The organism is Paraburkholderia sp. J11-2 (genome assembly GCF_905220185.1).
Taxonomy (GTDB): domain Bacteria; phylum Pseudomonadota; class Gammaproteobacteria; order Burkholderiales; family Burkholderiaceae; genus Paraburkholderia.
In genome coordinates this window covers 27,089-52,475 of record NZ_CAJMYY010000018.1, presented here as the reverse complement: position 1 = coordinate 52,475, position 25,387 = coordinate 27,089, and the positions used below count along the sequence as shown (strand labels likewise).

Sequence of the window (25,387 nt, the reverse complement as noted above, 5' to 3'; positions counted from 1 at the left end):
GAGCGGCGCCGGCGTTCAGCCGCGGCCGCCGGCCGTGGGAATCTGCGGCGGCGCGCCCTCGGGGCCCGCGGTCGGCGGCGGCGCGGGCCGCGGCTCGTGCGAAGCGTCGCGCGCCACGCCGCCGGCCGCGCGCGCGCCAGGCGCATGCGGATGATCGTGCGCCGCGTCGTGCGGCTCAACACGCGGCTCCTCGACATCGCCGCTGCGCGAGGACATGTGCACCTGCATCTGCGGCACCGGCATCTCGATGCCCGCTTCGTCCATGTGGCGCTTCAGGCGCGCATTGAACGCACGCGCCACGCTCCACTGCTGCAGCGGGCGCGTCTTGATCTGGCCTTTCACGACCATCCAGTTCGGGTCGAAGCGGTCGAGGCCCCACACCTCTACCGGCCCGAGAATCTCGCGGCGATAGCGGAAGTCGGCCACGAGTTCGGCGCCTGTCTCGCGAATCATGCGCGTGACCGTATCGAGATCGACCGAGAACGGCACCCGCACTTCGAATACCGCAAACGCGAAATCGCGCGAGAGGTTCTTCACGATCTTGATCTGCGAGAACGGAATGGCGTGGATCGCGCCCTGCCCGTCGCGCAGCCGCACGGTGCGGATCGACAGATGCTCGACCGTGCCCGCATGACCGTTGTCGATGTCGATCCAGTCGCCCACCGAGATCGTCTCCTCGATGATGATGAAGAGACCCGTGATGAGATCGGCCACGAGCGACTGCGCGCCGAAGCCGATGGCAAGCCCGATCACGCCCGCACCGGCGAGCAGCGGCGTCACGTTGATGCCGAGATTGGCCGCGGTCACGATGCCGGTGATGGTGAGAATCGTCACGAGCACGGCGTTGCGCACGAGCGGCAGCATGGTGCGCGCGCGCGTGCTGGGCGCGCGGCCCTTGGTGCGCGGGCCGGTCGGGTTGAGCGCTTCGAGAATCGCGGTATCGACCGTGATCCAGACGAGCCACGAGAGAAACACCGTCGACACGATCGCGAAAATGGCATGCGCGATGCCGCGCGCGGCCACGCTCGCCTCGATGATGGCGGCAAGCGAGATGTCCCAGAGGCGCGCGCACGACTCGAAATACGCGAACCAGATGAACACGACGAGCAGCGTGCCGGCGAAGCGCAGCAGGCGGCGCAGATACGGCGAGCGCCGCCGCACGCGCGCCGGGTTCGGGCGCGTAATGCGCAGCACGACGGCCGAGAGGAAGAAGGCGAGCACGAGCAGGAGCGCGGAGACCACGGAGATCTGCAGCACGTCGTCGCGGCTGCCGATGCCGCCGAACGTGGCGACGATCGAGGCGCCCGCGAGCAGCAGCATCGGCAGTTGCCAGAGCGAGGCGAGCACGTCCAGGACTTCGGTGAGCGCCTTGTGTCCGTGGCGCAGCGTATAGCTGCGGTTGCGGATCAGATGCGCGACCGGGCGCCGGAATGCGATAGCGAATACGACCGTCAGCGCCGCGGCCGCCATGTTCGCCGCGGTGCTCACGAGCGCGGCCAGGTTCACGCCCAACTGGCGCGCGACCTCGAAATTGGTCGCGGCGTCGCCGAGTGCGGCCAGCACGCCGATTGCGAAGAGCAGCCGCCGCGAGCGCGCGATCAGAACGCGCACGGCCGCGCGCCGGTGCCCCGAGCCAAACAGCGAAAACATGATCAGGCAGATCGACGAGAACACCGCGCCCGCGACGATCGCGTAGGCGATCACGAGGGCGAGCGTGCGCCCGAGCGCATCCGGCATCGAGCGCTCGACCACGAGCGCGCCGACGAACGCCACGATCCACGGCGCCGCGCGATGCACGACGAAAATCAGCAGATCGATGGTGCGCGGATCGGGCCGCAGGCCGGTATCCACATCGAAACGCCTAAGCAGGCGCCGCTCGATCCAGCGCAGCACGGCCGCGCATGCGCCCCATCCGGCGAGCATGGCGAACAGATCGAACACGACGCGGCCGAGGCTTTGCCCCGCTCCGCCCGAAGCGATGTCATACAGCTCGATGCCTGCTGCCCTGAAGCGCCCTGCCCAGTAGTGAAACGGACTGCGGCCGCGGCGCGCGTCCGCCTCCACCGAGGCCAGACCCGAGGCGATCGCGCCTAGCAGCCCCGAGGTCGCCGCCGCGCCCGAAGCAGGCGCGGGCGCCACGTTTTCCGACGCGCTGCGCAGTTTCTTGAGCTGGTTGAGGAGCGCGGTGCGCTGGCGCTCGTTGTCGAGCGTGGCGATGACGCTGTCGAGCGAGCGTGTGAACTCGGCCTGGCTTGCCGGTGAAGGCGCCGAAGCCGCTTCGGCTGCCGACGCGCCCGAAGCAGCGGCCGGCGCGCCGGTGATGATGCTCTTGAGCACGGGCAGCACAGGCGCCGCAGCCGCCTGGGCGGCGGCCCGCATCGGCATGGCCAGGCACGCCGCGAGGCACACGAGGAGCATCAGCGCGCGAAGGCAACCGCGCACGGATGGGCGCGGCGACGCGGTGCGCGAAAGTAGTGCACGATCCGCCGCACCGAAGCGCACGCGCGACGGCCCGGCGCCCGCGCCATCGCGTCCGATGCAGGGATTCATGGCGGAGGGTCAAAAACAGGACGTTCCAGTTTAGCCGCACTCCGCCTGACCGCGCCTCGCGCGTGCGTAACAGTTTGTCAGCGAGTTTGCCGGCGCGAAGGTCGCGCCGCTTCGCGCCTCAGTAGGCCACCGTTGCGATCTGACGAATGAAGCGGCCCTGCTCCAGCTCGTCGACGAAGGCGATTGCGTAATCCTCAGCCGAGATCCGGCTTTCACCCTTCGCATCGGCGATCAGCGTGCTGGCGCCCGTGCGGAACGCGCCCGTGCGCTCGCCGGGGGCGATGATGGCGGCCGGCGCGAAGAACGTCCAGTCGATGTCGCTCACCGTGCGGTAGTAGTCAAACGCCTCGCGGTGGGCGAGCGCGATCGCCTTGTAGGCGTCCGGGAAGCCTTCGGTATCGACAAGCTGCTTGCCCGGCGCCACTTCCAGCGAACCGGCGCCGCCCACCACCACGAGACGCTTGAGCCCCGCCGCGCGCACGCCGTCGACGAGAGCCCGGCTCGCGAGCAGCAGATCGCCGAGCTGCTCTTTGGGCGGCGCGTAGGCGCTTGCGACCACGTCATGGCCGCGCACGGCCGCGGCAACGCTCGCCGCGTCGAGCAGATCGGCCTTCGCAGCGTGAACGTTCGGCGCGGCTGCCACACGCTCGGGCTGACGCACCAGCGCGCTCACCTGGTGGCCGCGGCGCGCCGCTTCGGCGGCGATGCGCGAACCGACCATGCCCGTTGCGCCAAAGAGGGCGATTTTCAGCGTCTTGCTCATGAACTGACTCCTGTTTTCCGTATTTATGTAACTAACAAAGTTACATTTAAGGGGTGAAAAAACGGGGCAATGCCCCGCTGGTGAATCTGGCAGCGCGCCACGCGCTAAAGCCCGCTCATGCCCGCCGTGCTCGCGCGCGTTCGAGCTTGCGCTCGTTGCGCGTCATATCGTCGACGACGTCCGCCAGCGTGCGGGTGGCGAGCGACGCCTCCATGGCCCGCTGTGCGTCGTCGATCACGCCGCGCAGCGTCTGCTGGATATGGCGCCCGACAAGGCAAGCCGGGTTCGGCTCCTCGCGGTGCATGGCGAACAACTGCGCGTCGTCGACCGCATGGTAGACGTCGAGCAGCGTGATCGCCTGCGGCTCGCGTGCGAGCAGCGCGCCACCGCCCGCGCCCAGTTGCGACGCCGTGAGGCCCGCGCTGGCCAGCATCGACAGCAGCCTGCGAATGAGCGCGGGATTCGTGTTCACGCTGCCCGCGATGATTTCCGACGACAACGGCACGCCCTCTTGCTGCGCAAGCAGCGCGAGCACATGCACGGCGAAGGCGAAACGGCTACTCGTATTCACGGCGAACCTGCCACTGCTGAGCGGCGCGCGAACGCATTAAAGCCCGGTAGCGGACCGCGCGCACCAAAAAGTGTAACCATCATAATTACATTAATCCGTAGCGTCAACCGGACAGCCGCAGCGTGCACGGCTGCGGCCTTACTTCGCGGCATCCGATGCCTGCCCCGGCGCCGATGCGGCCTCGGCGGCGTTGCTCGCCCAGCGTTGCAACGAGTGCCCCGCATTCGTCAAGCCGGTGCCGGTGGTCGCGGCGGCCTGCCCGAGCAAGGCTTGCGCCGTGCTAGCCGCGCCGCGCAACTGGCCCTGTGCCGCGGAAGCCAGCTCGGCCGTGGATGCGCTCGCCTGCTGACCTTGCGACGCCGCCGAATCGAGCTTCTGCTGCGCCGCACCGAGTTGCTGGTTCACGTAGCTCGCGGCCTTGCCGAGCGCTTGCGCCGCCTGCTGCGCAGCCTGGTTCGCGGCGTCCTGCGCGGCCTGCTTCGCGGCGTCGGCGGACTGCTTGCTCAGATCGGGCGTGGAAGCGTCCTGCTTGTTACAGCCTGCAGCGAGCGCCGCGCACACGAGTAGGGAGGCAAGCGTCAGCCTTTGCGTCGAAACCTTCGAAAACATGGTCATCCTGAAAAATTCGCCGCATGAAGCGGCTTGCATAGATGAAAACGCGGCAATGATACGCCGTCGCGCCACACCGATTCTGACGAAATCAACGAAAAACCTGCGCGCTCGAAAACAGGCCGCGACACCGCGCTCGCGTCGGCGCTCAACACCGTCGAGCGCGCCTCGCGCGCGAGTGCCTCGAGCCGCGCCAGCAACGCCGTCGCGAGCCCGCGGCGCGACCACGCCGGCGCGACGTAGAGCATCTCGATATGATCGAGCGGAAAGAGCTGCCCGAACGCAACAGCCGCTCCGTCACACTGCGCCACCAGCGTTACGCCGCGCGCGAGGCGCGCGTCGAAGTCTGCAAGGTCGTCCGCCGTCGCGGCCCACGCCACGCGCTGCGCCGCGTCGTAGCGCGTGGCCGCAAGCGTGGTCACGGACGCGCGAAACAACGCGGCGAGCGCGGGCGCGTCGCGGCCCGGCGCGTAGCGCCGCCAGTCGATGGATGGCTGAAGGTGCCGCGCTTCGCCATGCTTTGCGAAATCGTCAAACATGATGGAGTAGACTGCCCTCGCGCACGATCTGTTCCACCGTCCACCTCTGGAGACAAACGATGGCCGTCAAGAAGATCCTGTTCCTCACCGGCGATTTTGCCGAAGACTATGAAACGATGGTGCCATTTCAGGCGCTGCAAGCGGTCGGGCACCGCGTCGACGCCGTGTGCCCCGGCAAGAAGGCCGGCGAGCGCATCAAGACCGCGATCCACGATTTCGAGGGTGACCAGACCTATACCGAAAAGCCGGGGCACCAGTTCGCGCTCAACGCGACCTTCGACGAAATCGACGCCGCCAGCTACGACGCCCTCGCCATCGCTGGGGGGCGTGCGCCCGAATACCTGCGCCTCGACCCGAAGGTGATCGAGATGGTGCGTCACTTCGCCCACTCGAACAAGCCGATCGCGGCGATCTGCCATGCGGCCCAGCTGCTCGCCGCGGCCGAGGTGATCCGCGGCAAGCGCATTTCCGCTTACCCGGCCTGCGCGCCCGAGGTGCGGCTCGCGGGCGGCGAGTATGCCGAGATCGCCATCGACAGCGCGGTGACGGACGCCCCCTTCGTCACCGCGCCGGCTTGGCCAGCCCATCCCGAATGGCTGCGCCAGTTCCTCGCGCTCCTCGGTACGCGCATCGAGCCTTGATCGAGCTTTGACCGAGCGCTGATCCGCTCGCGCGTCGCGCCCGCCTTTCACGAGGCGCGGCGCGCGCCGACCACCAATTCAGACTGGTCTGATTTCACCGCACCGTGCCGCTGGCCAGAATAACCGCCAGTTATTCTGGAGTACGGAGTGCGTGTCGTGGATCTGACGGACTGGCTAGTGATACTCGCGATCGCCCTGGCGGCGATCCTCTTTTTTTGCAGGCATGGCGGCCGCAAAGGCAGCCTGACCGACCGGGCGCGCCACGTGCACGGCACGCGTCTGCTCCTGCAAGGGGCGTTTGCGCTGTGGGCCGCGCTGCTCATGCTCGACCGCAGCTTCGTCTTGCCGCTCAGCGTGCCGTTCGGCATCGTCACGAATCCTCACACGATGCTGGCCACGGCGCTGGCGCTCGCGGGCGTGGGCGTCCTCTGGTCGTTTCGCGCGAGCCGCCTGCTCAAGCCACGCCGCATCTTCGGCACGTGCTGAGCGCATAGCGAGCGTCTACGGTGCCTAAGCGCCTGCCGGTGGTCGCTACGCCGCTCCGGGCGCCGTGCGCAATTCGTTTCGAATGCCGCCTTTCGCGTTAGCGCCACCCGCGTTATCGCTCGCGCCATAGCCTCCAACGCCACCCAGCGCCCCTTCCGAACGCTCGGCGCGTTCGAGTGCGCTGATGATCTGTTCGGCGTCGCCGGGCAAAGGCGGCGCGACGGCAAGCGCGTCGGGCAGCGTCAGATAAAACGTCGTACCCTCGCCTTCCGTCGACTCCACCCACACGCGCCCGCCATGCCGCTCCACCACGCGGCGCACGAGCGCGAGCCCAATGCCCTCGCCCGGCGCAACATTGCCGTGCATGCGCTGGAACGCCTGAAAGAGCCGCGGCAAGCCCACCTCGGGAATACCGAGCCCGTTGTCGCGCACATAAAAAATCTGCAGTGACTCGACGCCCGGCGGCGCATGCGCGGTGCCGATCTCGACGCGCCCGTCGCGCGCCGGATCGAGATAGTTGAGCGCATTGCCGATCAGGTTTGCGAACACCTGCTCCAGCGCCGTAGGGTCACCCCAGACATCGGGCAGTGTCTGCACGCTCACCTGCGCGCCGCGCGCGCGGATCGAGGCGTGCATCGCATCGACCACGCGCTGCACCAGCTCTTGCACGCTCACGCGCTGCCGGCGGTATTCCACGCGTCCCACGCGGGCGAGCCGCAGCAGCGCGTCGATGATGTGCGACGCGCGCAGCACGGCCGTTTGCAGATAGCGCAACGCCTCGCCGATGTCCTCGTCGATGGTCCGCTCGATGCGCGCGCGTGCCTGCGGTGCGAGCGACGACTTCGCGATGCGCTTGCGCAGGTCGTCGCACGCATGAATGAGCTCGCGCGAGAAGCCCTGCAGGTTCACGAGCGGCGCGCGCAGATCGTGCGACACGCCGTGGATGAACATCTCGTTTTCCTGAGTTTGCTGGCGCAGGTTTTCGTTGATGCGCGCAAGCTGGTCCGCGCGCCGCGCAAGGTCGGCCTGAAAGCCGAGGCGCAGCCGCTCGGCTTCGATCAGGCGCTGGCTGATCTGGTGCAGCGTGAGGTCGAGCTCGGCGATTTCGTCGCTGCCCGCCGTGAGCGGCGCAAGCGGCTCGTTCGCGGCCAGCCGGTTCGCGTTGTCGGAAAGCGCATCGAGCCGCCCGCGCACCCCGCGCGTAAAAACCCACACCGCAATTGCGACCAGCACGATCGAGCCGAGCACGGCCGTCAACACGAGCGTCTGCTGCTGGGCGCGTGCCGCTTCGGCGGCGGAAACGCGAAACACGTCGAGGCGGCGCTCCTCGGTCTGGAACGAGACGATCTGCGTGCGCACGCGGTCGAGCACGTCGGCGGCCATGAGCGCGCGAAAGCGCTCCGCGAGGTCGGCACGGCGGCCCGAGCGCAGGAGGTCCTGTACGCGGTCCGACCATTGGCGATAGTTCTGCACGGCGTGGCGAATCTGCACGGCGCGCTCGACCTGTGTGGGATTGTCGGAGGCGAGATCGACGAGCCGGTCGATGCGGCGATCCACCTCCATCCACATCGAAACGGGTGTCGCGTAATTCGTGTCGTTGGCCGCCACGGCGCCGCGCAGCTTCACCGACTCGACCAGGACCGGTTCGAGCACACGCGAAGCCTGCGCCAGCACGGCCTGGCTGTGCTGCCCCCAGCGCTCTGCCGCGGCGGCGTCGGCCTCGGCCTTCACGATGGCCGACAGCAAGCTCAGCTCGAATACGGCGGGAATCGCGATCAGCAGAAGCCCTTTGGTCGTAAGGCGCATTGCGTGGCGGGTACCGGGCGACCGGACGTGCGAGAGGTGGCAATCCGGCCATTATGTCGGCGTTTGCGCCCTATGTGCGTCCCAAGTGAGTCCCAAGAGCGTCGAAGTTTGCCCGGCCACGAAAACGTCAGATTATTTCGATTTGCCGACAATTCATTGATATAGAAAGGAAAATCGAATCAATCGCCCTATTCTGGCGCGCGCTTTCCCCACCTTTGCGCGCAGGCCCTGAGATTGTGCGAAACAAGCTGTATGTGCCCTGGATTCCAGCACCCAGTTCAATGCCCCCGGCGTGCATATTTTTCCCGCATCGGTGCACAGTCGCACCGGCTTGACGCCCATTACGACCGCGAATTCACCAGTTTGGCGCTGAAGCTGGCCCACATCTTGCTGTGTATGCGCCCATTTTGGGCAAACTGGGTACGTCAGATGGACAATCTCAAGACCGGCACCGACACGCTATTTCTGCTGCTAGGCGCCGCCATGGTGCTCGCCATGCACGCAGGGTTCGCGTTTCTCGAACTCGGCACCGTGCGCAAGAAGAATCAGGTCAATGCGCTCGTCAAAATCCTCGTCGATTTCTCGATTTCGACGATCGCCTACTTCTTCATCGGCTATACGCTCGCCTACGGCGTGCAGTTCTTCTCGCACGCCGACGTGCTCGCCGAGCACAACGGCTATGCGCTCGTGCGCTTCTTCTTCCTGCTCACCTTCGCGGCGGCGATTCCGGCGATCGTGTCGGGGGGCATCGCGGAGCGCTCGAAGTTCAATCCGCAACTGTTCGCGACCTTCGTGATCGTCGGCTTCCTCTACCCGTTTTTCGAGGGCATGGTGTGGAACAACCGCCTCGGTTTCGAAGATGCGATGACGCACGTGTTCGGCGTGCCGTTCCATGACTTCGCGGGCTCCGTGGTCGTCCACGCGTTCGGCGGCTGGATCGCGCTGCCGGCCGTGCTGCTGCTCGGGCCGCGCCACGGCCGCTATACGCGCGACGGCCGCATCGCCGCGCACCCGCCCTCGAACATTCCGTTTCTCGCGCTCGGCGCGTGGGTGCTCGCGGTGGGCTGGTTCGGCTTTAACGTGATGAGCGCGCAGACCATCGACAAGATCAGCGGTCTCGTCGCCGTCAACTCGCTCATGGCGATGGTGGGCGGCACGCTCGCCGCCTGGTTCGCGGGCCGCAACGATCCGGGCTTCACCTACAACGGGCCGCTCGCGGGGCTCGTGGCCGTGTGTGCGGGCTCGGACGTCATGCATCCGCTCGGCGCGCTCGTGACGGGCGCGGTGGCGGGCGCCCTGTTCGTCTATATGTTCACCTGCGTGCAGAACCGCTGGCGCATCGACGACGTGCTCGGCGTGTGGCCGCTGCACGGCCTGTGCGGCGCGTGGGGCGGCATCGCCGCGGGTATTTTCGGCCAGCGCTGGCTGGGCGGGCTCGGCGGCGTCTCGCTCGGCGCGCAGATCGTCGGCACGATTGCGGGCATCGTGATCGCCTTCCTCGGCGGCCTCGTGGTGTACGGGCTGCTTCGCAAGCTCGTTGGGCTGCGCATCGATCGCGAAGAGGAATTCAACGGCACCGACCTGTCGATCCACAAGATCACGGCCACGCCGGAGCGCGAAACGGTTTCCTGAACGCCGCGCGACACACCAACGCGAGCCTCGCGCGGGCGGCGCCCCGCCGCCCGCACGCCGTACGCCACACTCAAGCGAGTGTCAAAGCTGGCCCATGCCACCGGCGACGATCACTTCGGTGCCGATCATGAAGGCCGATTCGGCGGCGCTCAAATGCAGCACGGTCGAGGCAATCTCCTCCACGGTCGCGAAGCGCTTGAGCGGCACCAGCGCGCGGATCGATTCCTCAGCCGCCGCGAGCGCGGCGGCGTCCATGCCGAACTTGTTGTAGAGCGGCGTCTTCACGGGCCCGGGGCTCACCACGTTCACGCGAATGCCGCGCGGCAGCAGTTCGGCCGAGAGCGTCTTCGCAAACGAGATCAGCGCAGCCTTGCTCGCCGCATACACCGACGAGGTGGGCATGCCGATATGCGCGTTGATCGAACCGTTGAGCACGATGGCCGCGCCGTCGTTGAGCACCGGCAAGAGCGCCTGGATCTGGAAGTACGCGCCCTTCACGTTGGTGTCGAAGGTGACATCCCACAGCGCTTCGTCCACTTGCTCGAACGGCGCGAGCTTCGCCACGCCCGCATTGATGAACACCGCGTCGAGGCGCAGGCCCGCGTCGCGCACGGCGGCAGCCAGTTCGCGTGCGCCGGTGAGTGAGGCCGCGTCGTTGCGCCAGGCGTGGGCGTTCGGGCCGAGTGCGAGGCGCGCGGCTTCGAGCCCGGCTTCATCGCGGCCGGTGACGATGACATGCGCGCCTTCGGCGGCATAGGCAAGCGCTGCAGCGAGCCCGATGCCGCTGGTTCCGCCGGTGACGAGGACAGTTTTGTTGGCAAAGCGGTTCATGACGTTCTCCTTGAGAGGGATAGTCCCGATCTGAGACTGTGATGTCATCTTGCCGGCCGGCGCGGCGCCTGCCGTACGACAGTCCTGGCGCAAACGTTCGAAGGCATCGAACGTTCGCACCGGACGTGCGGCCGAACCTGCAGACGGCCGGCTTCAACCCGTGACCGCAACGCCCTCCACGAGGCGCTTTGCAAGACGCGGCTCGCGCAGCCGGTCGATCCACCATTGCAGCGCGCGCCCCACGTGTTCGCCGCGCCACGCCACGTACAGCACGTTCGGCTCGCGCGGGTTCGCCGTGGCCTTCTCGACGAGTTCGCCACGCTCGATCAGCTTCGCCGCGCGCTGCCGCGGCACCCAGCCCACGCCCAGGCCCTCGCGCTGCGCGAGGATCTTGGCGCGCATCGACGGCACCGCCAGCACCTCCTGCGCGCCGAACAGCCCGTAGCCGCGACCGGGCGCGTGCCGCGCCGAATCGCCGACCGCCACGCCGCGCTCGGCCAGCATACGCTCGCGCGTGAGCGGCCCCTTCTCGCGCGCGAGCCGGTGGCGCGGCGCCACCGCGAACACCCACTCCATCACACCCAGCTCGAACCAGTGCAGGCCGTCGATGGAGGGCGGCTCGTTGGTTGCGCCGACGACCAGATCGGCACGGCCGTCGCGCAGGGCCTCCCAGGTGCCGGAGAGCACTTCATGCGTGAACCGCAGCTTGACGCCGGACTGCAGCGCGTCGAAGTCGCGCACCACCGGCATCAACAGTTCGAATTCGAGAATCTCGTCGGTGACGATCCACAGGCGGTCCTCCCAGCCGTTTGCAACCTGCCTCACGCGCTGCGTCATGCGCGCGACGTCCTGCATCAGGCGGCTCGCCTCCTCGGCAAGCAGATGCCCGGCCGGCGTAAGCTGCAGGCGGTAGCGCCGGCGGTCGAAGAGCAGCGCGTCGAAGCGCGCTTCGAGTTGGCGCGCGGCGTGCGAAATCGTGGATGGCGCCTTGTTCAAACGCGCTGCCGCACGCGACAGGCTGCCGGTTTCGCGGATGGCGTCGAGCAACGCCAGTTCCTCTTCGGAGAGCATGTGCGGCTCCATCGAACGGGTGATCAGGCGATGGTACGGCAGAAACGGGGCGGGAGTGAGGTTGCGTGACGCCGTCCTGCGGGCAGACTGTCAAAGTCGCCTTGACGGTCTAAATTTGTCATTGTTTAGCGTCTTTGCCGGGCAGAGAATCGAACGCGCGTTCACAAACTATCGATCGTAGCCGCGCCACTCCGAAGGGAAACCAGTAGGCAAGCAAGCTGGATCATTCCATCGCGAGCACATCTTTCCAGTGAGGTATGAGGCCATGTCCGTGAAGTCTCCGTCACCCGAAACGCCGTTCGTCGATCTGACCGCCATGATTCGCCAACGGGCGGAGGAACGTGGTGAGCATGCGGCAATCGTCTGCGACGATGCAACGGTCACGTTCGCCGCACTCCAGGCACTGATCGAGCGCTGCGCCGCCGCGCTGCAGCGTGACGGACTGTCCCCCGAAGACGTCGTTGCCATTTGCGCATCGAGCTCCATCCCGTACGCCGCGGTATTCTTCGGCGCACTCAGAGCGGGACTCGCGGTCGCGCCGCTGTCTCCCTCCACGCATCCGGACAGCCTCGTCGCCATGCTGGAGAACTCGCGCGCGCAAATCCTCTTCGCCGACGACGCAGTTTGCCAGCAGTTGTCGAGCGTCGCGTTGCCGCCCGCGCTGCGCGTCGTCAAGATCGGCGCGGCCGGGCAATACGACGCCTGGCTGGCGCCCGTGGGGGCCATTCCCGCACACGTGGAGATTCAGCCGGAGTGGGCATTCAACATCATTTACTCCTCCGGCACGACAGGAGCGCCCAAGGGCATCGTCCAGTCGCACGCCATGCGCTACGCCTACACGCAGCGAAGCGTCGAGCGCGGATACGGCCCGGACGCGGTCACCTTGATTGCAACGCCCCTCTATTCGAACACCACGCTAGTGAGCTTCTTCCCGACGCTGGCGCTCGGCGGGACGGTCGTCCTCATGCCCAAATTCGACGCGCGGCAATATCTGGAGCTTGCCCAGCGCGAACAGGTCACGCACACCATGCTCGTGCCCGTGCAATACCAGCGCATCCTCGCCCATCCCGACTTCGATCGCTACGACCTATCGCGTTTCCGCGCGAAGTTCTGCACGAGTGCGCCGTTCCCGGCCGGGCTCAAGGCGGACGCCCTGCGCAGGTGGCCCGGCAAGCTCACCGAGTTCTATGGCATGACCGAAGGCGGCGCGTCATGCGAGCTGTGTGCGGACGAATTTCCCGACAAGCTGCACACGGTTGGCCGCCCGCTGAACGGTCATGAAATGCGCTTGATCGATGCCGACGGGCGCGAGGTCGCCGCCGGAGAAACGGGCGAAATCGTCGGGCGCTCTCCCGCGATGATGACCGGTTACTACCGGCAACCCGAAAAGACGGCGCAAGCCGAGTGGTACGACAGCGATGGCCGGCGCTTCATCCGCACCGGAGACGTCGGCCGTTTCGACGAAGACGGCTTCCTCGTTTTGATGGACCGCAAGAAGGACATGATCATCTCCGGCGGATTCAACCTCTATCCAAGCGATCTGGAACAGGTGCTCGACCGGCACCCCGACGTCGTCGAATCTGCCGTGGTCGGCGTGCCATCGCAACGCTGGGGCGAAACGCCGGTTGCGTTCGTCACCCTCCAGCGCGGCTCGACCTGGGAGGCCGAAGCGCTTACCGCCTGGGCCAACGAGCAGTTGGGGAAAATGCAACGACTCGCCGGCGTCGTGATTGTGGACGCGCTACCGCGCAGCCCGATTGGCAAGGTCCTCAAACGCGAATTGCGCGAGCGCTTTAGCGGCGAGGTCGCCTGATTGGCCGCGAATCGCCCGTTTTCAGCTGGGGACAGCCGGGGAAAATCGGGCGAAAAAAAAGCGCCACGTTTGCACGTGGCGCCTTGAAAAGTTCTAGCCATTCCGAGGGCCGTGCTAGAACCTGAGAGACGGTATTCGGCTCGCCGTGCCGTCAGAAAACGATGCGCAATTATGCGAATTGCATATCGCGAAGCACATTAAAACCCGCAGTTTTTGCGGGCTTGTGGCGCATTGCCGAAATCGGGTTCCATTTTTTACCTACATGCTGACTAAGTCAAGCAAAATCTCGCCAAAATACGCCAATCATCGAGCATCTGGCATCCATTACAATTGTCTGAGATTTTGCGCCCTATTTTAGGGAACACAGTGTTGATCGAACGCAAACCGGTGTGCCGCACTGCAAGCCCGCGTCGGCTTTGTGACGCCACGCGTGAAATCTGAAATCTGAAATCCCGTTTCGGAAAATTGTCCCGCCAATGACTTTCGCACCCGATTCGCGCCATGCCGACGAAACTCCGCGCGACAAAGACGGCGGCGCTGACGAAGTCACCGCGCTCGCGCGCGGTCTCGCCGTGCTGCGCTGCGTCGCGGCCGCCGACGCGCCGCTCAGCAACCGCGAACTGACCGAGCTGACCGGCATTCCCAAACCCACGCTTTCGCGGCTCACCGGCACGCTCGTCAGCACGGGCTTTCTCGCGCGGCTGCCCGACAGCGAACGCTTCGTCCTCACGTCGTCGGTGCTGGAGCTCTCCAACGGCTTCTTGCGCAACTCCGACATCCGCAGCCGCGCACGGCCTTTTCTCACGCGGCTTGCCGAGCGCACCGCGCTTTCGGTGCACCTCACCGTGCGCGACCGTCTGGACATGGTCGTGATCGACGCGATCCGCCCGCGCACCGCCGTGCTCGTCACGCGCCTCGAGGTCGGCTCGCGCATCGACATGGGCCGCACCGCCGTCGGGCGCGCCTACCTCGCCGCGCTCGATCCGCATGCGCGCGCCGAACTCACCGCCGCGTTGCAGACCTCGAGCGGCAACGACTGGGGCGTGCTCGGCAGCCGGCTCGACGCCGCGCTCGCCGAGACCGCCGCCCAAGGGTACGGACTCGCGATCGGCGAATGGTACGAAGGGCTCAACGCCATTGCCACGGCGTTCGCCGGTCCCAATGGCGAGATCTACGCCATCAACTGCGGCGGCGCTTCGCAGCAGTGCCCGCGCGAGTGGCTCGTCGCCCATGTCGCGCCGCTGCTGCGCGAATGCGTGGGACGCATCGCCGACGAGATTGGCGGCGCCCTGCGTCTGCCCCATTCAACCTGACAGCGCGCGCGCCCTCGCCTTACAAAAAGCGCACATCGCATGTAACGCTCGTAACGTCTCGAAAGAAACGGCACTGGACTGTAACGAAGCGGGCAACGTAGCATCATGCTTTTTGGCGGCAAGAGCCTGCTGTGCCGCCGCGCGTGCGCACCGCCAGCCAACCGCCAGCGAAGCCGCCCATACCCGTGAACTCGTGGCACGGCATTCGTGCCAGAGCGGGGCCAGCCCTGACATCCTGCTTGCGCACGACGTGCGCAGCATCGGAGCGCGTCCGCTACGCCGGCCGCGTGCGCTTTGTGTGCGCTGTTGCGTGCGCCTGGCGGCCGGCACCCCATAATCCGCTCAGCCCAGAGCCTTCGAGAACCCGTTACCGACCTGACCGATGGATCAACAAGAAAAGCGCCCGGATTCCCCCCGTAAAGACACGACGCCGCAGTCCCCCGCTCCGGTCGCCGCGAGGCGCGGCAAGGGCAAGTTCATCGCATTGGGTGTGGTCATCGTGATCGCCGGCATCGTGCTCGCACGCTGGCAACCGTGGAACAAGGCGCTCTCGGGCGGCGACGCAGCACCGGCGGCCGGCGCGCACATGCGTCACGGCGGCCCGGGCGCCATGGCCAACATGCCGCAGCCGGTGAGCGTGGCCACCGCGCAGGCCGGCGACATGCCCATCGTCATCACCGCGCTCGGCACGGTCACGCCGCTTGCCGACATCACGGTGCGCACACAACTATCCGGCACGCTGCAGAACGTGTACTTCCAGGAAGGCCAGATGGTGCAGAAGGGCGACGTGCTCGCGCAGATCGACCCGCGCCCCTACCAGATCTCGCTCGCCAACGCCGAAGGCCAGCTCGCCCGCGACCAGGCGCTGCTCGCCACCGCGCGCCTCGACCTCAAGCGCTACCAGACGCTGCTCTCGCAAGACTCGATCGCGAGCCAGCAGGTCGACACGCAGGCATCGCTCGTCAAGCAGTACGAGGGCACCGTCAAGTCCGATCAGGCCAACGTCGATACCTACAAGCTCGACCTCACCTACGCGCGCGTCACCGCGCCCGTGTCGGGCCGCGTCGGTCTGCGCCAGGTCGATCCGGGCAACTACGTGACGCCCAGCGACACCAACGGCATCGTCGTGCTCACGCAGATTGAGCCGATCAGCGTGATCTTCACGACTTCGGAGGACAACCTGCCGCCCATCATGAAGCAGTTGCGCGCGGGCACGAAGATGTCGGTCAAGGCGTACGACCGCAGCAACACCACGATGCTGGAAACCGGGTCGCTCCAGACCATCGACAACCAGATCGACACCACCACGGGCACCGTCAAGCTGCGCGCGAGCTTCGCGAACCACGAGCAAGGTCTCTTTCCGAACCAGTTCGTCAATGCGCGCCTGCTCGTCGATACGCTCCACGACGCCGTGATCGTGCCCACTTCGGCCGTGCTCAACGGCTCGCAGGGGCAATACGTCTATGTCGCGAAGCCCGACAACACAGTGACCGTGCGGCTCGTGAAGGTCGGCCCCGTCGACGCCGAACGCACGAGCATCGCTTCGGGCCTCGCTGTGGGCGAGCGCGTGGTGACCGACGGCTCCGACCGTCTGCGCGAAGGCGCGAAGATCACGATTCCGGCCGAGCACCCGCAGCACGCGAAGGGGGCATCGGGCGCTAAAGGCGCCTCGTGGGCCGGCGCGGCCTCGGGCGCGCGTCATGGCCACCGCCACGCCTCGCAGACGCAAGCCCAGTAAGCCAGCATGAATCCATCCCGCGCCTTTATCCTGCGGCCGGTCGGCACGGCGCTGCTCATGGCGGCGATCATGCTGGTCGGCCTCGTCGCGCTGCGCTTTCTGCCGCTGTCCGCGCTGCCCGAAGTCGATTACCCGACCATCCAGGTCCAGACCTTCTACCCGGGCGCGAGCCCGGACGTGATGACGTCCTCGGTCACCGCGCCGCTCGAGCGCCAGTTCGGGCAGATGCCGTCGCTGAACCAGATGTCGTCGCAAAGCTCGGCGGGCTCCTCGGTCATCACGCTGCAGTTCAGCCTCGATCTGCCGCTCGACGTGGCCGAGCAGGAAGTGCAGGCCGCCATCAACGCGGCCGGCAACCTGCTGCCCTCGGACCTGCCCGCGCCGCCGATCTACGCCAAGGTCAACCCCGCCGACGCGCCGATCCTCACGCTCGCCATCACCTCGAAAACGCTGCCGCTCACGCAGATCCAGGATCTCGCCGACACGCGCCTCGCGCAGAAAATCTCGCAGGTGGCAGGCGTGGGCCTCGTGAGCCTGTCGGGCGGCCAGCGCCCTGCGGTGCGCATCCAGGCGAACCCGCGCGCCCTCGCGGCCTACGGCCTGAATCTCGACGACCTGCGCACGAGCATTTCGAACCTGAACGTCAACACGCCGAAGGGCAACTTCGACGGCCCCACGCGCGCCTACACGATCAACGCGAACGACCAGCTGACCGACGCCGACGCCTACAAGGACGCGGTGATCGCCTATCGCAACGGCCGCCCCGTCATGCTCACCGATGTCGCGAACATCGTGCAGGGCGCGGAGAACACAAAGCTCGGCGCATGGGCGGACGGCACGCCCGCGATCATCCTGAACGTGCAGCGCCAGCCGGGCGCAAACGTGATCCAGGTGGTGGACAGCATCAAGGCGCTGCTGCCGCAGTTGCAGGAATCGCTGCCTTCCTCGCTCGACGTGCAGATCGTCACGGACCGCACGACCACGATCCGCGCCTCGGTGCGCGACGTGCAGTTCGAGCTGCTGATGTCGGTCGTGCTCGTCGTGCTCGTGATGTACCTTTTCCTCGCGAACATCTACGCCACGATTATTCCGAGCTTGTCCGTGCCGCTCTCGCTCATCGGCACGCTCGCGGTCATGTACCTGTGCGGCTTCTCGCTCGACAACCTCTCGCTCATGGCGCTCACCATCGCGACCGGCTTCGTGGTGGACGACGCCATCGTCATGATCGAGAACATCGCGCGCTACGTCGAGGCCGGAGAAACCCCGCTCGAAGCGGCGCTCAAGGGCTCGAAGCAGATCGGCTTCACCATCATCTCGCTGACGGTGTCGCTCATCGCCGTGCTGATCCCGCTGCTCTTCATGGGCGACGTGGTGGGCCGCCTCTTCCACGAGTTCGCCATCACGCTCGCGGTGACGATCGTGATCTCGGCCGTGGTCTCGCTCACGCTCGTGCCGATGATGTGCGCGAAGATGCTGCGCCACACGCCGCCGCCCGAAAGCCACCGCTTCGAGGCGCGCGTGCATGCGTTCTTCGACTATGTGATCGGCCGCTACGGCGTGGCGCTCGAATGGGTGCTCGCACGCCAGCGGCTCACGATGATCGTGTTCCTCATCACGCTCGTGCTCACCGGCATTCTTTACGTGGTCGTGCCCAAGGGCTTCTTCCCCGTGCAGGACACGGGCGTGATCCAGGCCATCACGCAGATGCCGCAATCGGTGTCCTATGCGTCGATGGCCGAACGCCAGCAGGCGCTCGCCGCGGAGATCCTCAAGAACGACAACGTCGAGAGCCTCACCTCGTTCATCGGCGTGGACGGCACCAACATCACGCTCAACAGCGGCCGCATGCTCATCAACCTGAAGCCGCGCGACGACCGCAGTGAAACGGCCAGCGAGATCATCCGCGACCTGCAAAAAAGCGTGGCCCACGTGCCGGGCGCGTCGCTCTACATGCAGCCGGTGCAGGACCTCAAGATCGACTCGACGGTGAGCCCGACGCAGTATCAGTTCATGCTCACCACGCCGAACATCCAGGACTTCACGACCTGGGTGCCGAAGCTCGTGCAGCGCTTGCAGCAACTGCCCGAACTCGCCGACGTGGCGACCGACCTGCAGGACCAGGGCAGTTCCGTGTTCATCGAGATCGACCGCGCGAGCGCCGCGCGCTACGGCATCACGCCCGCGACAGTGGACAACGCGCTCTACGACGCCTACGGCCAGCGCATCATCTCGACGATCTTCACGCAGTCGAACCAGTACCGCGTGATTCTCGAAGCCGACCCGGTGATGCAGCACTACACCGACGCTCTGAACTCGATCTACCTGCCCTCCTCGACCTCCACCACGGGCCAGGTGCCGCTCTCGGCCATCGCGAAGTTCCACGAGCGGCCCTCACCGCTGCTCGTCTCGCATCTTTCGCAGTTCCCGGCCACGACGGTCTCGTTCAACCTGGCGCCAGGCTCGTCGCTTGGCGCGGCGGTCAACGCGATCCAGCAGGCGGAAAAGGACATTGGCCTGCCGGGCTCGTTCCAGACGCGCTTCCAGGGCGCGGCGCTCGCGTTCCAGGCGTCGCTGTCCAACGAGCTGTTCCTGATCCTCGCGGCCATCGTCACGATGTACATCGTGCTCGGCGTGCTGTACGAGAGCTTCGTGCATCCCATCACGATTCTCTCCACGCTGCCGTCGGCGGGGATCGGCGCGCTGCTCGCGCTCATTCTGACCGGGCACGACCTCGACATCATCGGCATCATCGGCATCGTGCTCTTGATCGGCATCGTGAAGAAGAACGCCATCATGATGATCGACTTCGCACTCGAGGCCGAGCGCCACGAAGGCAAGCCGCCGCGCGAGGCGATCTACCAGGCGTGTCTGCTGCGCTTTCGCCCGATCATGATGACGACGATGGCGGCCCTGCTCGGCGCCGTGCCGCTGATCCTCGGCAACGGCGCGGGCAGCGAACTGCGCCGACCGCTCGGTATCGCGATTGCAGGCGGCCTGATCGTGAGCCAGGCGCTCACGCTGTTCACGACGCCCGTGATCTATCTCGCGTTCGACCGGATCGCGCAGCGCCTGCGCCAGCGCTTCGGCAGCGGCTCGCACGGCGCGCCCTCGTCTTCGACGGAGAACTGACGCGATGAATCTCTCGCGCCCGTTCATCTCGCGCCCCGTCGCGACCACGCTGCTCGCCGTCGGCGTTGCGCTCGCCGGCCTCTTCGCCTTCACGAAGCTGCCGGTCGCGCCCTTGCCGCAGGTGGACTTTCCCACCATCTCCGTGCAAGCCACCTTGCCGGGCGCGAGCCCCGAAACGGTGGCGACCAGCGTGGCTAGCCCGCTGGAGCGCCACCTGGGCTCGATCGCCGACGTCACGGAGATGACCTCGCAAAGCTCGGTGGGCAGCACGCGCATCACGCTGCAGTTCGGCCTGAACCGCGACATCGACGGCGCCGCGCGCGACGTGCAGGCGGCGATCAACGCCGCGCGCGCCGACCTGCCCACGAGCCTGCGGCAGAACCCGACCTACCACAAGGTCAACCCCGCCGACGCGCCGATCCTGATTCTCGCGCTCACCTCGCCCACGCTCACCGCGGGCCAGCTCTACGACTCGGCGGCCACGGTGCTGCAGCAATCGCTGTCGCAGGTGGACGGTGTGGGCGAAGTCGACGTGAGCGGTTCGGCGAATCCGGCCGTGCGCGTGGAGCTGGAGCCGCACGCCCTCTTTCACTACGGCATCGGCCTCGAAGACGTGCGCGCGGCGCTCGCCTCGGCCAACGCGAACAGTCCTAAGGGCGATATCGAATTCGGCCCGCAACGCTTTCAGCTCTACACCAACGACCAGGCGAGCAAGGCGAGCCAGTACAAGGACCTCGTGATCGCCTACCGCAACGGCGCGGGCGTGAAGCTCTCCGACGTGGGCGAAGTGGTCGATTCGGTGGAAGACCTGCGCAACATCGGTCTCGCCAACGGCAAGCGCTCGGTGCTCGTGATCCTCTACCGCCAGCCGGGCGCGAACATCATCGAGACCGTGGACCGCGTGGTCGCGATGCTGCCGCAACTCAAGGCGTCACTGCCCGCCGACGTCGAGGTGATCCCCACGTCGGACCGCTCCGTCACGATCCGCTCCTCGCTCAAGGACACCGAGCACACGCTCATCGTCGCCGTGGCGCTCGTCGTGATGGTGGTGTTCCTGTTCCTGCGCAACTGGCGTGCGACGCTGATTCCGAGCGTGGCCGTGCCCATCTCGATCATCGGCACCTTCGCGGCCATGTACCTGATGGGCTTTTCGCTCGACAACCTCTCGCTCATGGCGCTCACCATCGCGACGGGCTTCGTCGTGGACGACGCCATCGTCGTGCTCGAGAACATCTCGCGGCATATCGAGAACGGCGTACCGCGCATGAAGGCGGCGCTGCTCGGCGCGCGGGAGGTGGGCTTCACGGTGCTCTCGATCAGCGTGTCGCTCGTCGCCGTGTTCCTGCCTATTTTGCTGATGGGCGGCATTGTCGGGCGCCTGTTCCGCGAATTCGCGCTCACGCTCTCGCTCGCCATTGCGGTGTCGCTGGCCGTCTCGCTCACGCTCACGCCGATGATGTGCTCGCGCCTGCTCGAAGAAGCGCACGAGAAGAAGGAAGAAGGCCGCTTCGCGCAATGGCTCGAACGCGGCTTCCTGCGCATGCAGGGCGGCTACGAGCGCACGCTCGGCTGGGCGCTCGCGCATCCGTTCGTGATCCTGCTCACGCTCATCGCCACCATCGCGCTGAACGTCGCGCTCTACGTGGTCGTGCCCAAGGGCTTCTTCCCGCAGCAGGACACGGGGCGCCTGATCGGCGGCATCCAGGCCGACCAGGCCACCTCTTTCCAGGCGATGAAGGTGAAGTTCTCCGAGATGATGCGTATCGTGCAGGCGAACCCGGCGGTGGACTCGGTCGCGGGTTTCTCCGGCGGGCGCGCGACCAATTCGGGCTTCATGTTCGTCTCGCTCAAGCCCAAGAGCGAGCGCAAGCTTTCCGCCGATGAAGTCATCGCCCAGCTGCGCGGGCCGCTCTCGAACGTGGCGGGCGCGCGCACCTTCCTGCAAGCGGTGCAGGATATTCGCGTGGGCGGCCGGCAGTCGAACGCGCAGTACCAGTTCACGCTGCTCGCCGACAATACCGCCGACCTCTACAAGTGGGGGCCGAAGCTCACCGAGGCGCTGCAGGCGCGCCCCGAACTCGCCGACGTGAATTCGGACCAGCAGCAAGGCGGCCTCGAGTCGATGATCAACATCGACCGCGCCAGCGCCGCGCGGCTGAACATCACGCCCTCGCAGATCGACAACACGCTCTACGACGCATTCGGCCAGCGCCAGGTCTCGACGATCTACAACCCGCTGAACCAGTACCACGTGGTGATGGAAGTCGCGCCGCAGTACTGGCAGAGCCCGACCATGCTCAACGAGATCTGGGTGAGCACCTCGGGCGGCACGGCGAGCGGTGCGCAAAGCACGAATGCGACGGCGGGCACGGTGACCGGCCCGACCACCGCCTCGACGGGCGGCACATCCACCACCACGGCGTCGAGCGCCGCGACCATTGCCGCCGACTCCGCGCGCAACCTCGCGACCAACTCGCTCGCGGCGAGCGGCAAGTCGAGCGCGTCGTCGGGTGCGGCGGTGTCGACCTCGAAGGAAACCATGGTGCCGCTTTCGTCGATCGCCTCGTTCGGCCCCGGCACGACGCCGCTCTCGGTGAATCACCAGAGCCAGTTCGTGGCCTCGACGATCTCGTTCAACCTGCCGCCCGGCAAGTCGCTCTCCGACGCGACCGCCGCGATCTACGACACGATGGGTGCGATCGGCATGCCCGCGACGATACACGGCAGCTTCCAGGGCACGGCGCAGGCGTTCCAGCAGTCGCTCGACAACCAGCCGCTCCTGATTCTCGCGGCGCTCGCGGCCGTGTATATCGTGCTGGGCATTCTGTACGAGAGCTACATCCACCCGCTCACGATTCTTTCCACCCTGCCCTCGGCGGGCGTGGGCGCCCTGCTCGCGCTACTGCTCTTCAAGACGGAGTTCAGCATCATCGCGCTGATCGGCGTGATCCTGCTGATCGGCATCGTGAAGAAGAACGCCATCATGATGGTGGACTTCGCGATCGAGGCTTCGCGCCAGGGACTGAGTTCGCGCGATGCGATCCATCAGGCGTGCCTCTTGCGCTTCCGGCCGATCATGATGACGACCTGCGCGGCGCTGCTCGGTGCGCTGCCGCTTGCGTTCGGGCGCGGCGAAGGTGCGGAGTTGCGTGCGCCGCTCGGTATCTCGATCGTGGGCGGCCTGATCGTGAGCCAGATGCTCACGCTCTATACGACGCCGGTGGTGTACCTGTACATGGACCGGTTGCGCGTGTGGTGGGATGCGAAGCGCGGGCGCGGGGCGCCCTCGGCGCAGGTGGAATAAGCGCTGGCGTTAGCGTATTGAGAAACGGCTGAAGCCTGGCTTCAGCCGTTTTTTTATGCCCGTGCGCTGCGAGGCTGAGGCTGCCGCAACTGCACGGGCAAGCAACGCACGATCAGATGCAGCACCAGCGGAACGATGATTCCATCGTCGACGACACCGGCGAGCGGCAGCGCGATATTGAACGGGTCGAGCGCGTAGAGCGCGAGCAGCGCCGTGGCGGGCATGAGCCACACCGGGCGTTCTGGCTGGCGCAGCGCGTGCCACAGCACGCGTGCATCGCCCTTCACGACATTCCAAAGCAACGCGATACGTTTCATCTGCTTCCTCCTTGCGGCTGGTGCAACTTGTGCGGCCTGAGCGCTCGCCGCCTCAATGCTGCTCGTGGCCCGGTGCATCCGAGCGCGACGTTCTGATCACGAGCCCATCCGGCGCAAAATGGGCGTTGAACATGCCGTCCCCCGCCACGCCGCCTTCGGCCCAGTGCCAGCTCCACACTTCCTCGTGGCTCAGCGCGTATTTTGCTACCGTGGCCGGCTTGCCGAGCAGGCGGCGCACTTCGTCCTGCGTCATGCCCGGCACGACCTGAGCGATATTTTGCGCCGTAAGCGCCTGGGTCATCGCCACGAGTTTGCCGTTCGCGTCGAAGTCGAGCATCCACGTGGTGAGGCCGTTTGGCCCGCGCGGGTATTCCAGGCGCTGCGCGCCGTCGTCGTCTTCCCAGACCATTTCGGGCTTGCCCGCTTGCTGGCGTACGTCTTCGACGGTCGACACGCCAATACGCAGGCCGCCGAACGCCATCGAATCGGGTTTGATCGCGTTGACGGCGTCGGTGACCTTTTGCTGGTCGCACGCCGCGAGCAGCGTGGCGCTGACAGCGATCAAGGTCGCGGCAATCCAGGGTTTTCGTGACATATCCATCTAACCTTGCTGCTCAAAACTACCGGGAAGTGATTGGGACAACGCAGGCTGTGCAACGTTCGCCGCCGCGTCGCGCTGGGCGCCGCAGTGCATTGCCAACGCCGCCTCGCGCTCGGGTTGCGTGAGCATGCGCTTGACGAGAATGGCCTCCATGGCGTCCACCGCGCGTGGCGTGCGGAAAATTTCCTCGTCGGCAACGCCGCGCGAGCGCAATTCGCCGCCGAGCGGGCTGAACTGCATGGTGAGCCTGCTCAGGTCGAAACGCGCCTCTGTCCAGCCGAGATACCAGTGCCACTGCGTGTAGTACCGCCAACTGCGCTCGTTGAACGCGCGCACGTGCGTGGGATCCTGCCACGCGCCGTACGACAGGTCGTAGGGAACGAACACGCGCAGGGTGCCGCCCTCGCGAAGCAGTTCGAGGCAATGCGTCATGAAGCGCGTGAGAGCCGGGACATGTTCGAGCACGTCTATCGCCTCGATCTCGTCGAACTGCCCCACTTCGAGCCGGATCAAGCCATATCTGGGGCTGAAAAAGATCGACTTCAAGCCTGCCGGGTCCGCAAGATCGCCGAGGAGGTCAGGCTGCCATTTCGGGTCGATGTCGATATTCAGTCGCTCGGGGTCGTAAGACTTGCCGCTGCCAAGATTGATGCGGCGCGGCACCGGTAGCGAGAGCTTCGGCAGCAGCGCGGCGAGAATCGCGGCCTGATCGCGGCGGGCAAAAATCTCGAAGCCGCGCTGCTCGACCGCGTGGCGGCGCGCGTCGTCTTTTGCCAGCGCAACGCAGGTTTGCACCAGGTCATCGTAGGGAACCGCGACGACGGCTTCGCGCAGATCGTCTGCGATTTCGGTGTCCGGCTCGCACTCGCTCACCACCGCCTTGCGATTGGCAAGCAACCAGGAAGTGCGGACGACTTCGTGAATCTTGTCGTCGTAATAGTGGACGTTGAGCACAAGCTTGCTGCGCGCAATCCAGCGGTCGCGCTCTTCGCCGTAGACACCCTTCAAATGCTGCACGACGAGGCCCGACGCGCGCAGCGCCTCGAGAATCTTGTGCCTGCGCTCATTGAGCATGCCGTAGAACAGCACGTCGACGTCCTGCTCCGCCGCCGGAATGCAGGTGAGTTGCGGCACGTAGCCGGGCGTGAGCACATGTACATGCGCATTGCCCGTGAGTTCGCGAATGCGCTCGACATTCGAGGGCGAATAGTCGAGCACGGGATGACGCCGCAGCGTCTCGACATAGTGCGGGATCCTGGCAGGCCAGCCGGCGCGCATCTGCTCGAGATTGACGATGACGGTATTGGACGGCAGCACCGTGCCAGGCGCGAGCAGATGCGCGCCGAACACGAAGTTGACGCCACCGCCCGCGAGGAATTCGTTCTCGGCGGCGTCAACCTGCGTGCCGAGCGCCGCAAAAGCGGCCCTTAGCCCGAAGGCGTAGTCCTGGAAAGCGGCGCTGTGCGCGTAGCCCGCGGGCCGGGCCGTGACGATGCGCACACGCTCGAACATACGAGGGGGAACGGGAAGATTCTGCATCGGGATTGCCTCATCGGTGCGCCCGGATGGGACGCCACGAAGCGGCGATCTCGAAGTATCCAATGACGCAAGACCATGGTATTTGCGCCTCCCAGGCATTGGAATCGGATTTATCTCAAATCCTGACAGACCTG

The 25,387-nt window shown here is 66.3% G+C and carries 19 protein-coding genes; 8 read left to right on the top strand and 11 right to left on the bottom strand.

The genetic code is table 11. The features are described from left to right. Positions 1-15: 15 nt before the first annotated feature. From U5A57_RS24385 to U5A57_RS24365, 5 genes are all read right to left on the bottom strand, one after another. Positions 16-2,550, bottom strand: coding sequence for a mechanosensitive ion channel domain-containing protein (locus U5A57_RS24385; protein WP_415774655.1), 2,535 nt, complete (start codon positions 2,548-2,550; stop codon positions 16-18). Positions 2,551-2,668: 118 nt separating this feature from the next. Then, entirely contained in the window at positions 2,669-3,313 is a 645-nt protein-coding gene (locus tag U5A57_RS24380) for an NAD(P)-dependent oxidoreductase (protein WP_321914206.1), read from the bottom strand. Positions 3,314-3,428: 115 nt separating this feature from the next. Then, positions 3,429-3,884: an Rrf2 family transcriptional regulator gene (locus U5A57_RS24375; RefSeq protein ID WP_321914205.1), complete on the bottom strand. Its 456-nt coding sequence runs from the start codon at positions 3,882-3,884 to the stop codon at positions 3,429-3,431. A gap of 138 nt (positions 3,885-4,022) precedes the next feature. Continuing rightward, complete coding sequence (locus U5A57_RS24370; protein ID WP_321914204.1) at positions 4,023-4,499, bottom strand: hypothetical protein; 477 nt, start codon at positions 4,497-4,499, stop codon at positions 4,023-4,025. Beyond that, a complete protein-coding gene (locus U5A57_RS24365) occupies positions 4,496-5,032 on the bottom strand; it encodes a GNAT family N-acetyltransferase (RefSeq protein WP_321914203.1) in 537 nt (178 codons plus the stop codon). Before U5A57_RS24365 ends, U5A57_RS24370 begins: the two co-directional genes overlap by 4 nt. 59 nt (positions 5,033-5,091) lie before the next feature. Between U5A57_RS24365 and U5A57_RS24360 the strand changes: the two genes are divergently transcribed. Next, positions 5,092-5,673 carry a DJ-1/PfpI family protein gene (locus U5A57_RS24360; RefSeq protein WP_321914202.1) on the top strand — a complete coding sequence of 194 codons (582 nt, stop codon included), beginning with the start codon at positions 5,092-5,094 and terminating at the stop codon, positions 5,671-5,673. 156 nt (positions 5,674-5,829) lie between these two features. Next, a complete protein-coding gene (locus tag U5A57_RS24355) occupies positions 5,830-6,159 on the top strand; it encodes a hypothetical protein (RefSeq protein ID WP_321914201.1) in 330 nt (109 codons plus the stop codon). Between the two features lie 45 nt (positions 6,160-6,204). On the opposite strand, the gene U5A57_RS24350 is transcribed toward U5A57_RS24355, so the two are convergent. Beyond that, complete coding sequence (locus U5A57_RS24350) at positions 6,205-7,965, bottom strand: sensor histidine kinase (RefSeq protein ID WP_321914200.1); 1,761 nt, start codon at positions 7,963-7,965, stop codon at positions 6,205-6,207. A gap of 429 nt (positions 7,966-8,394) precedes the next feature. On the opposite strand from U5A57_RS24350, the gene U5A57_RS24345 reads away from it, so the two are divergent. Next, positions 8,395-9,597: an ammonium transporter gene (locus U5A57_RS24345; protein WP_321914199.1), complete on the top strand. Its 1,203-nt coding sequence runs from the start codon at positions 8,395-8,397 to the stop codon at positions 9,595-9,597. Positions 9,598-9,678: 81 nt separating this feature from the next. On the opposite strand, the gene U5A57_RS24340 is transcribed toward U5A57_RS24345, so the two are convergent. Together U5A57_RS24340 and U5A57_RS24335 are read right to left on the bottom strand one after the other, a co-directional pair. Next, positions 9,679-10,428 (bottom strand): SDR family oxidoreductase, encoded by a 750-nt coding sequence (locus U5A57_RS24340; protein WP_321914198.1) that lies wholly within the window; start codon positions 10,426-10,428, stop codon positions 9,679-9,681. Between the two features lie 153 nt (positions 10,429-10,581). After that, on the bottom strand, positions 10,582-11,499 hold the full coding sequence (locus U5A57_RS24335) for a LysR family transcriptional regulator (RefSeq protein WP_321914197.1): 918 nt from the start codon (positions 11,497-11,499) through the stop codon (positions 10,582-10,584). Between the two features lie 265 nt (positions 11,500-11,764). Between U5A57_RS24335 and U5A57_RS24330 the strand changes: the two genes are divergently transcribed. From U5A57_RS24330 to U5A57_RS24310, 5 genes are all read left to right on the top strand, one after another. Continuing rightward, positions 11,765-13,312, top strand: a complete 1,548-nt coding sequence (locus U5A57_RS24330) for a class I adenylate-forming enzyme family protein (protein ID WP_321914196.1) — start codon at positions 11,765-11,767, stop codon at positions 13,310-13,312. A gap of 476 nt (positions 13,313-13,788) precedes the next feature. Then, on the top strand, positions 13,789-14,625 hold the full coding sequence (locus tag U5A57_RS24325) for an IclR family transcriptional regulator (protein ID WP_321914195.1): 837 nt from the start codon (positions 13,789-13,791) through the stop codon (positions 14,623-14,625). A 382-nt stretch (positions 14,626-15,007) separates the two neighbouring features. After that, positions 15,008-16,363: an MdtA/MuxA family multidrug efflux RND transporter periplasmic adaptor subunit gene (locus tag U5A57_RS24320; protein ID WP_321914194.1), complete on the top strand. Its 1,356-nt coding sequence runs from the start codon at positions 15,008-15,010 to the stop codon at positions 16,361-16,363. A gap of 6 nt (positions 16,364-16,369) precedes the next feature. Continuing rightward, positions 16,370-19,492: an MdtB/MuxB family multidrug efflux RND transporter permease subunit gene (locus U5A57_RS24315; protein WP_321914193.1), complete on the top strand. Its 3,123-nt coding sequence runs from the start codon at positions 16,370-16,372 to the stop codon at positions 19,490-19,492. Positions 19,493-19,496: 4 nt separating this feature from the next. Continuing rightward, entirely contained in the window at positions 19,497-22,796 is a 3,300-nt protein-coding gene (locus tag U5A57_RS24310) for an efflux RND transporter permease subunit (RefSeq protein ID WP_321914192.1), read from the top strand. A 53-nt stretch (positions 22,797-22,849) separates the two neighbouring features. Here the strand turns inward: U5A57_RS24310 and U5A57_RS24305 are convergent, their stop codons facing one another. The 3 genes from U5A57_RS24305 to U5A57_RS24295 are packed head-to-tail and all read right to left on the bottom strand — an operon-like array spanning position 22,850 to position 25,253. Further along, positions 22,850-23,113 carry a hypothetical protein gene (locus U5A57_RS24305; RefSeq protein WP_321914191.1) on the bottom strand — a complete coding sequence of 88 codons (264 nt, stop codon included), beginning with the start codon at positions 23,111-23,113 and terminating at the stop codon, positions 22,850-22,852. Positions 23,114-23,165: 52 nt separating this feature from the next. Continuing rightward, positions 23,166-23,708 (bottom strand): outer membrane protein assembly factor BamE domain-containing protein, encoded by a 543-nt coding sequence (bamE, locus tag U5A57_RS24300; protein WP_321914190.1) that lies wholly within the window; start codon positions 23,706-23,708, stop codon positions 23,166-23,168. Positions 23,709-23,714: 6 nt separating this feature from the next. Next, positions 23,715-25,253 (bottom strand): hypothetical protein, encoded by a 1,539-nt coding sequence (locus tag U5A57_RS24295; protein ID WP_321914189.1) that lies wholly within the window; start codon positions 25,251-25,253, stop codon positions 23,715-23,717. Positions 25,254-25,387: the final 134 nt, after the last annotated feature.

What these genes read in the sequence shown, in the direction of transcription:
- U5A57_RS24385 (WP_415774655.1), bottom strand. Translation starts at nt 2,550, where the DNA reads ATGAATCCCTGCATCGGACGCGATGGCGCGGGCGCCGGGCCGTCGCGC.
- U5A57_RS24380 (WP_321914206.1), bottom strand. Translation starts at nt 3,313, where the DNA reads ATGAGCAAGACGCTGAAAATCGCCCTCTTTGGCGCAACGGGCATGGTC.
- U5A57_RS24370 (WP_321914204.1), bottom strand. Translation starts at nt 4,499, where the DNA reads ATGACCATGTTTTCGAAGGTTTCGACGCAAAGGCTGACGCTTGCCTCC.
- U5A57_RS24365 (WP_321914203.1), bottom strand. Translation starts at nt 5,032, where the DNA reads ATGTTTGACGATTTCGCAAAGCATGGCGAAGCGCGGCACCTTCAGCCA.
- U5A57_RS24360 (WP_321914202.1), top strand. Translation starts at nt 5,092, where the DNA reads ATGGCCGTCAAGAAGATCCTGTTCCTCACCGGCGATTTTGCCGAAGAC.
- U5A57_RS24350 (WP_321914200.1), bottom strand. Translation starts at nt 7,965, where the DNA reads ATGCGCCTTACGACCAAAGGGCTTCTGCTGATCGCGATTCCCGCCGTA.
- U5A57_RS24345 (WP_321914199.1), top strand. Translation starts at nt 8,395, where the DNA reads ATGGACAATCTCAAGACCGGCACCGACACGCTATTTCTGCTGCTAGGC.
- U5A57_RS24340 (WP_321914198.1), bottom strand. Translation starts at nt 10,428, where the DNA reads ATGAACCGCTTTGCCAACAAAACTGTCCTCGTCACCGGCGGAACCAGC.
- U5A57_RS24335 (WP_321914197.1), bottom strand. Translation starts at nt 11,499, where the DNA reads ATGCTCTCCGAAGAGGAACTGGCGTTGCTCGACGCCATCCGCGAAACC.
- U5A57_RS24330 (WP_321914196.1), top strand. Translation starts at nt 11,765, where the DNA reads ATGTCCGTGAAGTCTCCGTCACCCGAAACGCCGTTCGTCGATCTGACC.
- U5A57_RS24325 (WP_321914195.1), top strand. Translation starts at nt 13,789, where the DNA reads ATGACTTTCGCACCCGATTCGCGCCATGCCGACGAAACTCCGCGCGAC.
- U5A57_RS24320 (WP_321914194.1), top strand. Translation starts at nt 15,008, where the DNA reads ATGGATCAACAAGAAAAGCGCCCGGATTCCCCCCGTAAAGACACGACG.
- U5A57_RS24315 (WP_321914193.1), top strand. Translation starts at nt 16,370, where the DNA reads ATGAATCCATCCCGCGCCTTTATCCTGCGGCCGGTCGGCACGGCGCTG.
- U5A57_RS24310 (WP_321914192.1), top strand. Translation starts at nt 19,497, where the DNA reads ATGAATCTCTCGCGCCCGTTCATCTCGCGCCCCGTCGCGACCACGCTG.
- U5A57_RS24305 (WP_321914191.1), bottom strand. Translation starts at nt 23,113, where the DNA reads ATGAAACGTATCGCGTTGCTTTGGAATGTCGTGAAGGGCGATGCACGC.
- bamE (WP_321914190.1), bottom strand. Translation starts at nt 23,708, where the DNA reads ATGTCACGAAAACCCTGGATTGCCGCGACCTTGATCGCTGTCAGCGCC.
- U5A57_RS24295 (WP_321914189.1), bottom strand. Translation starts at nt 25,253, where the DNA reads ATGCAGAATCTTCCCGTTCCCCCTCGTATGTTCGAGCGTGTGCGCATC.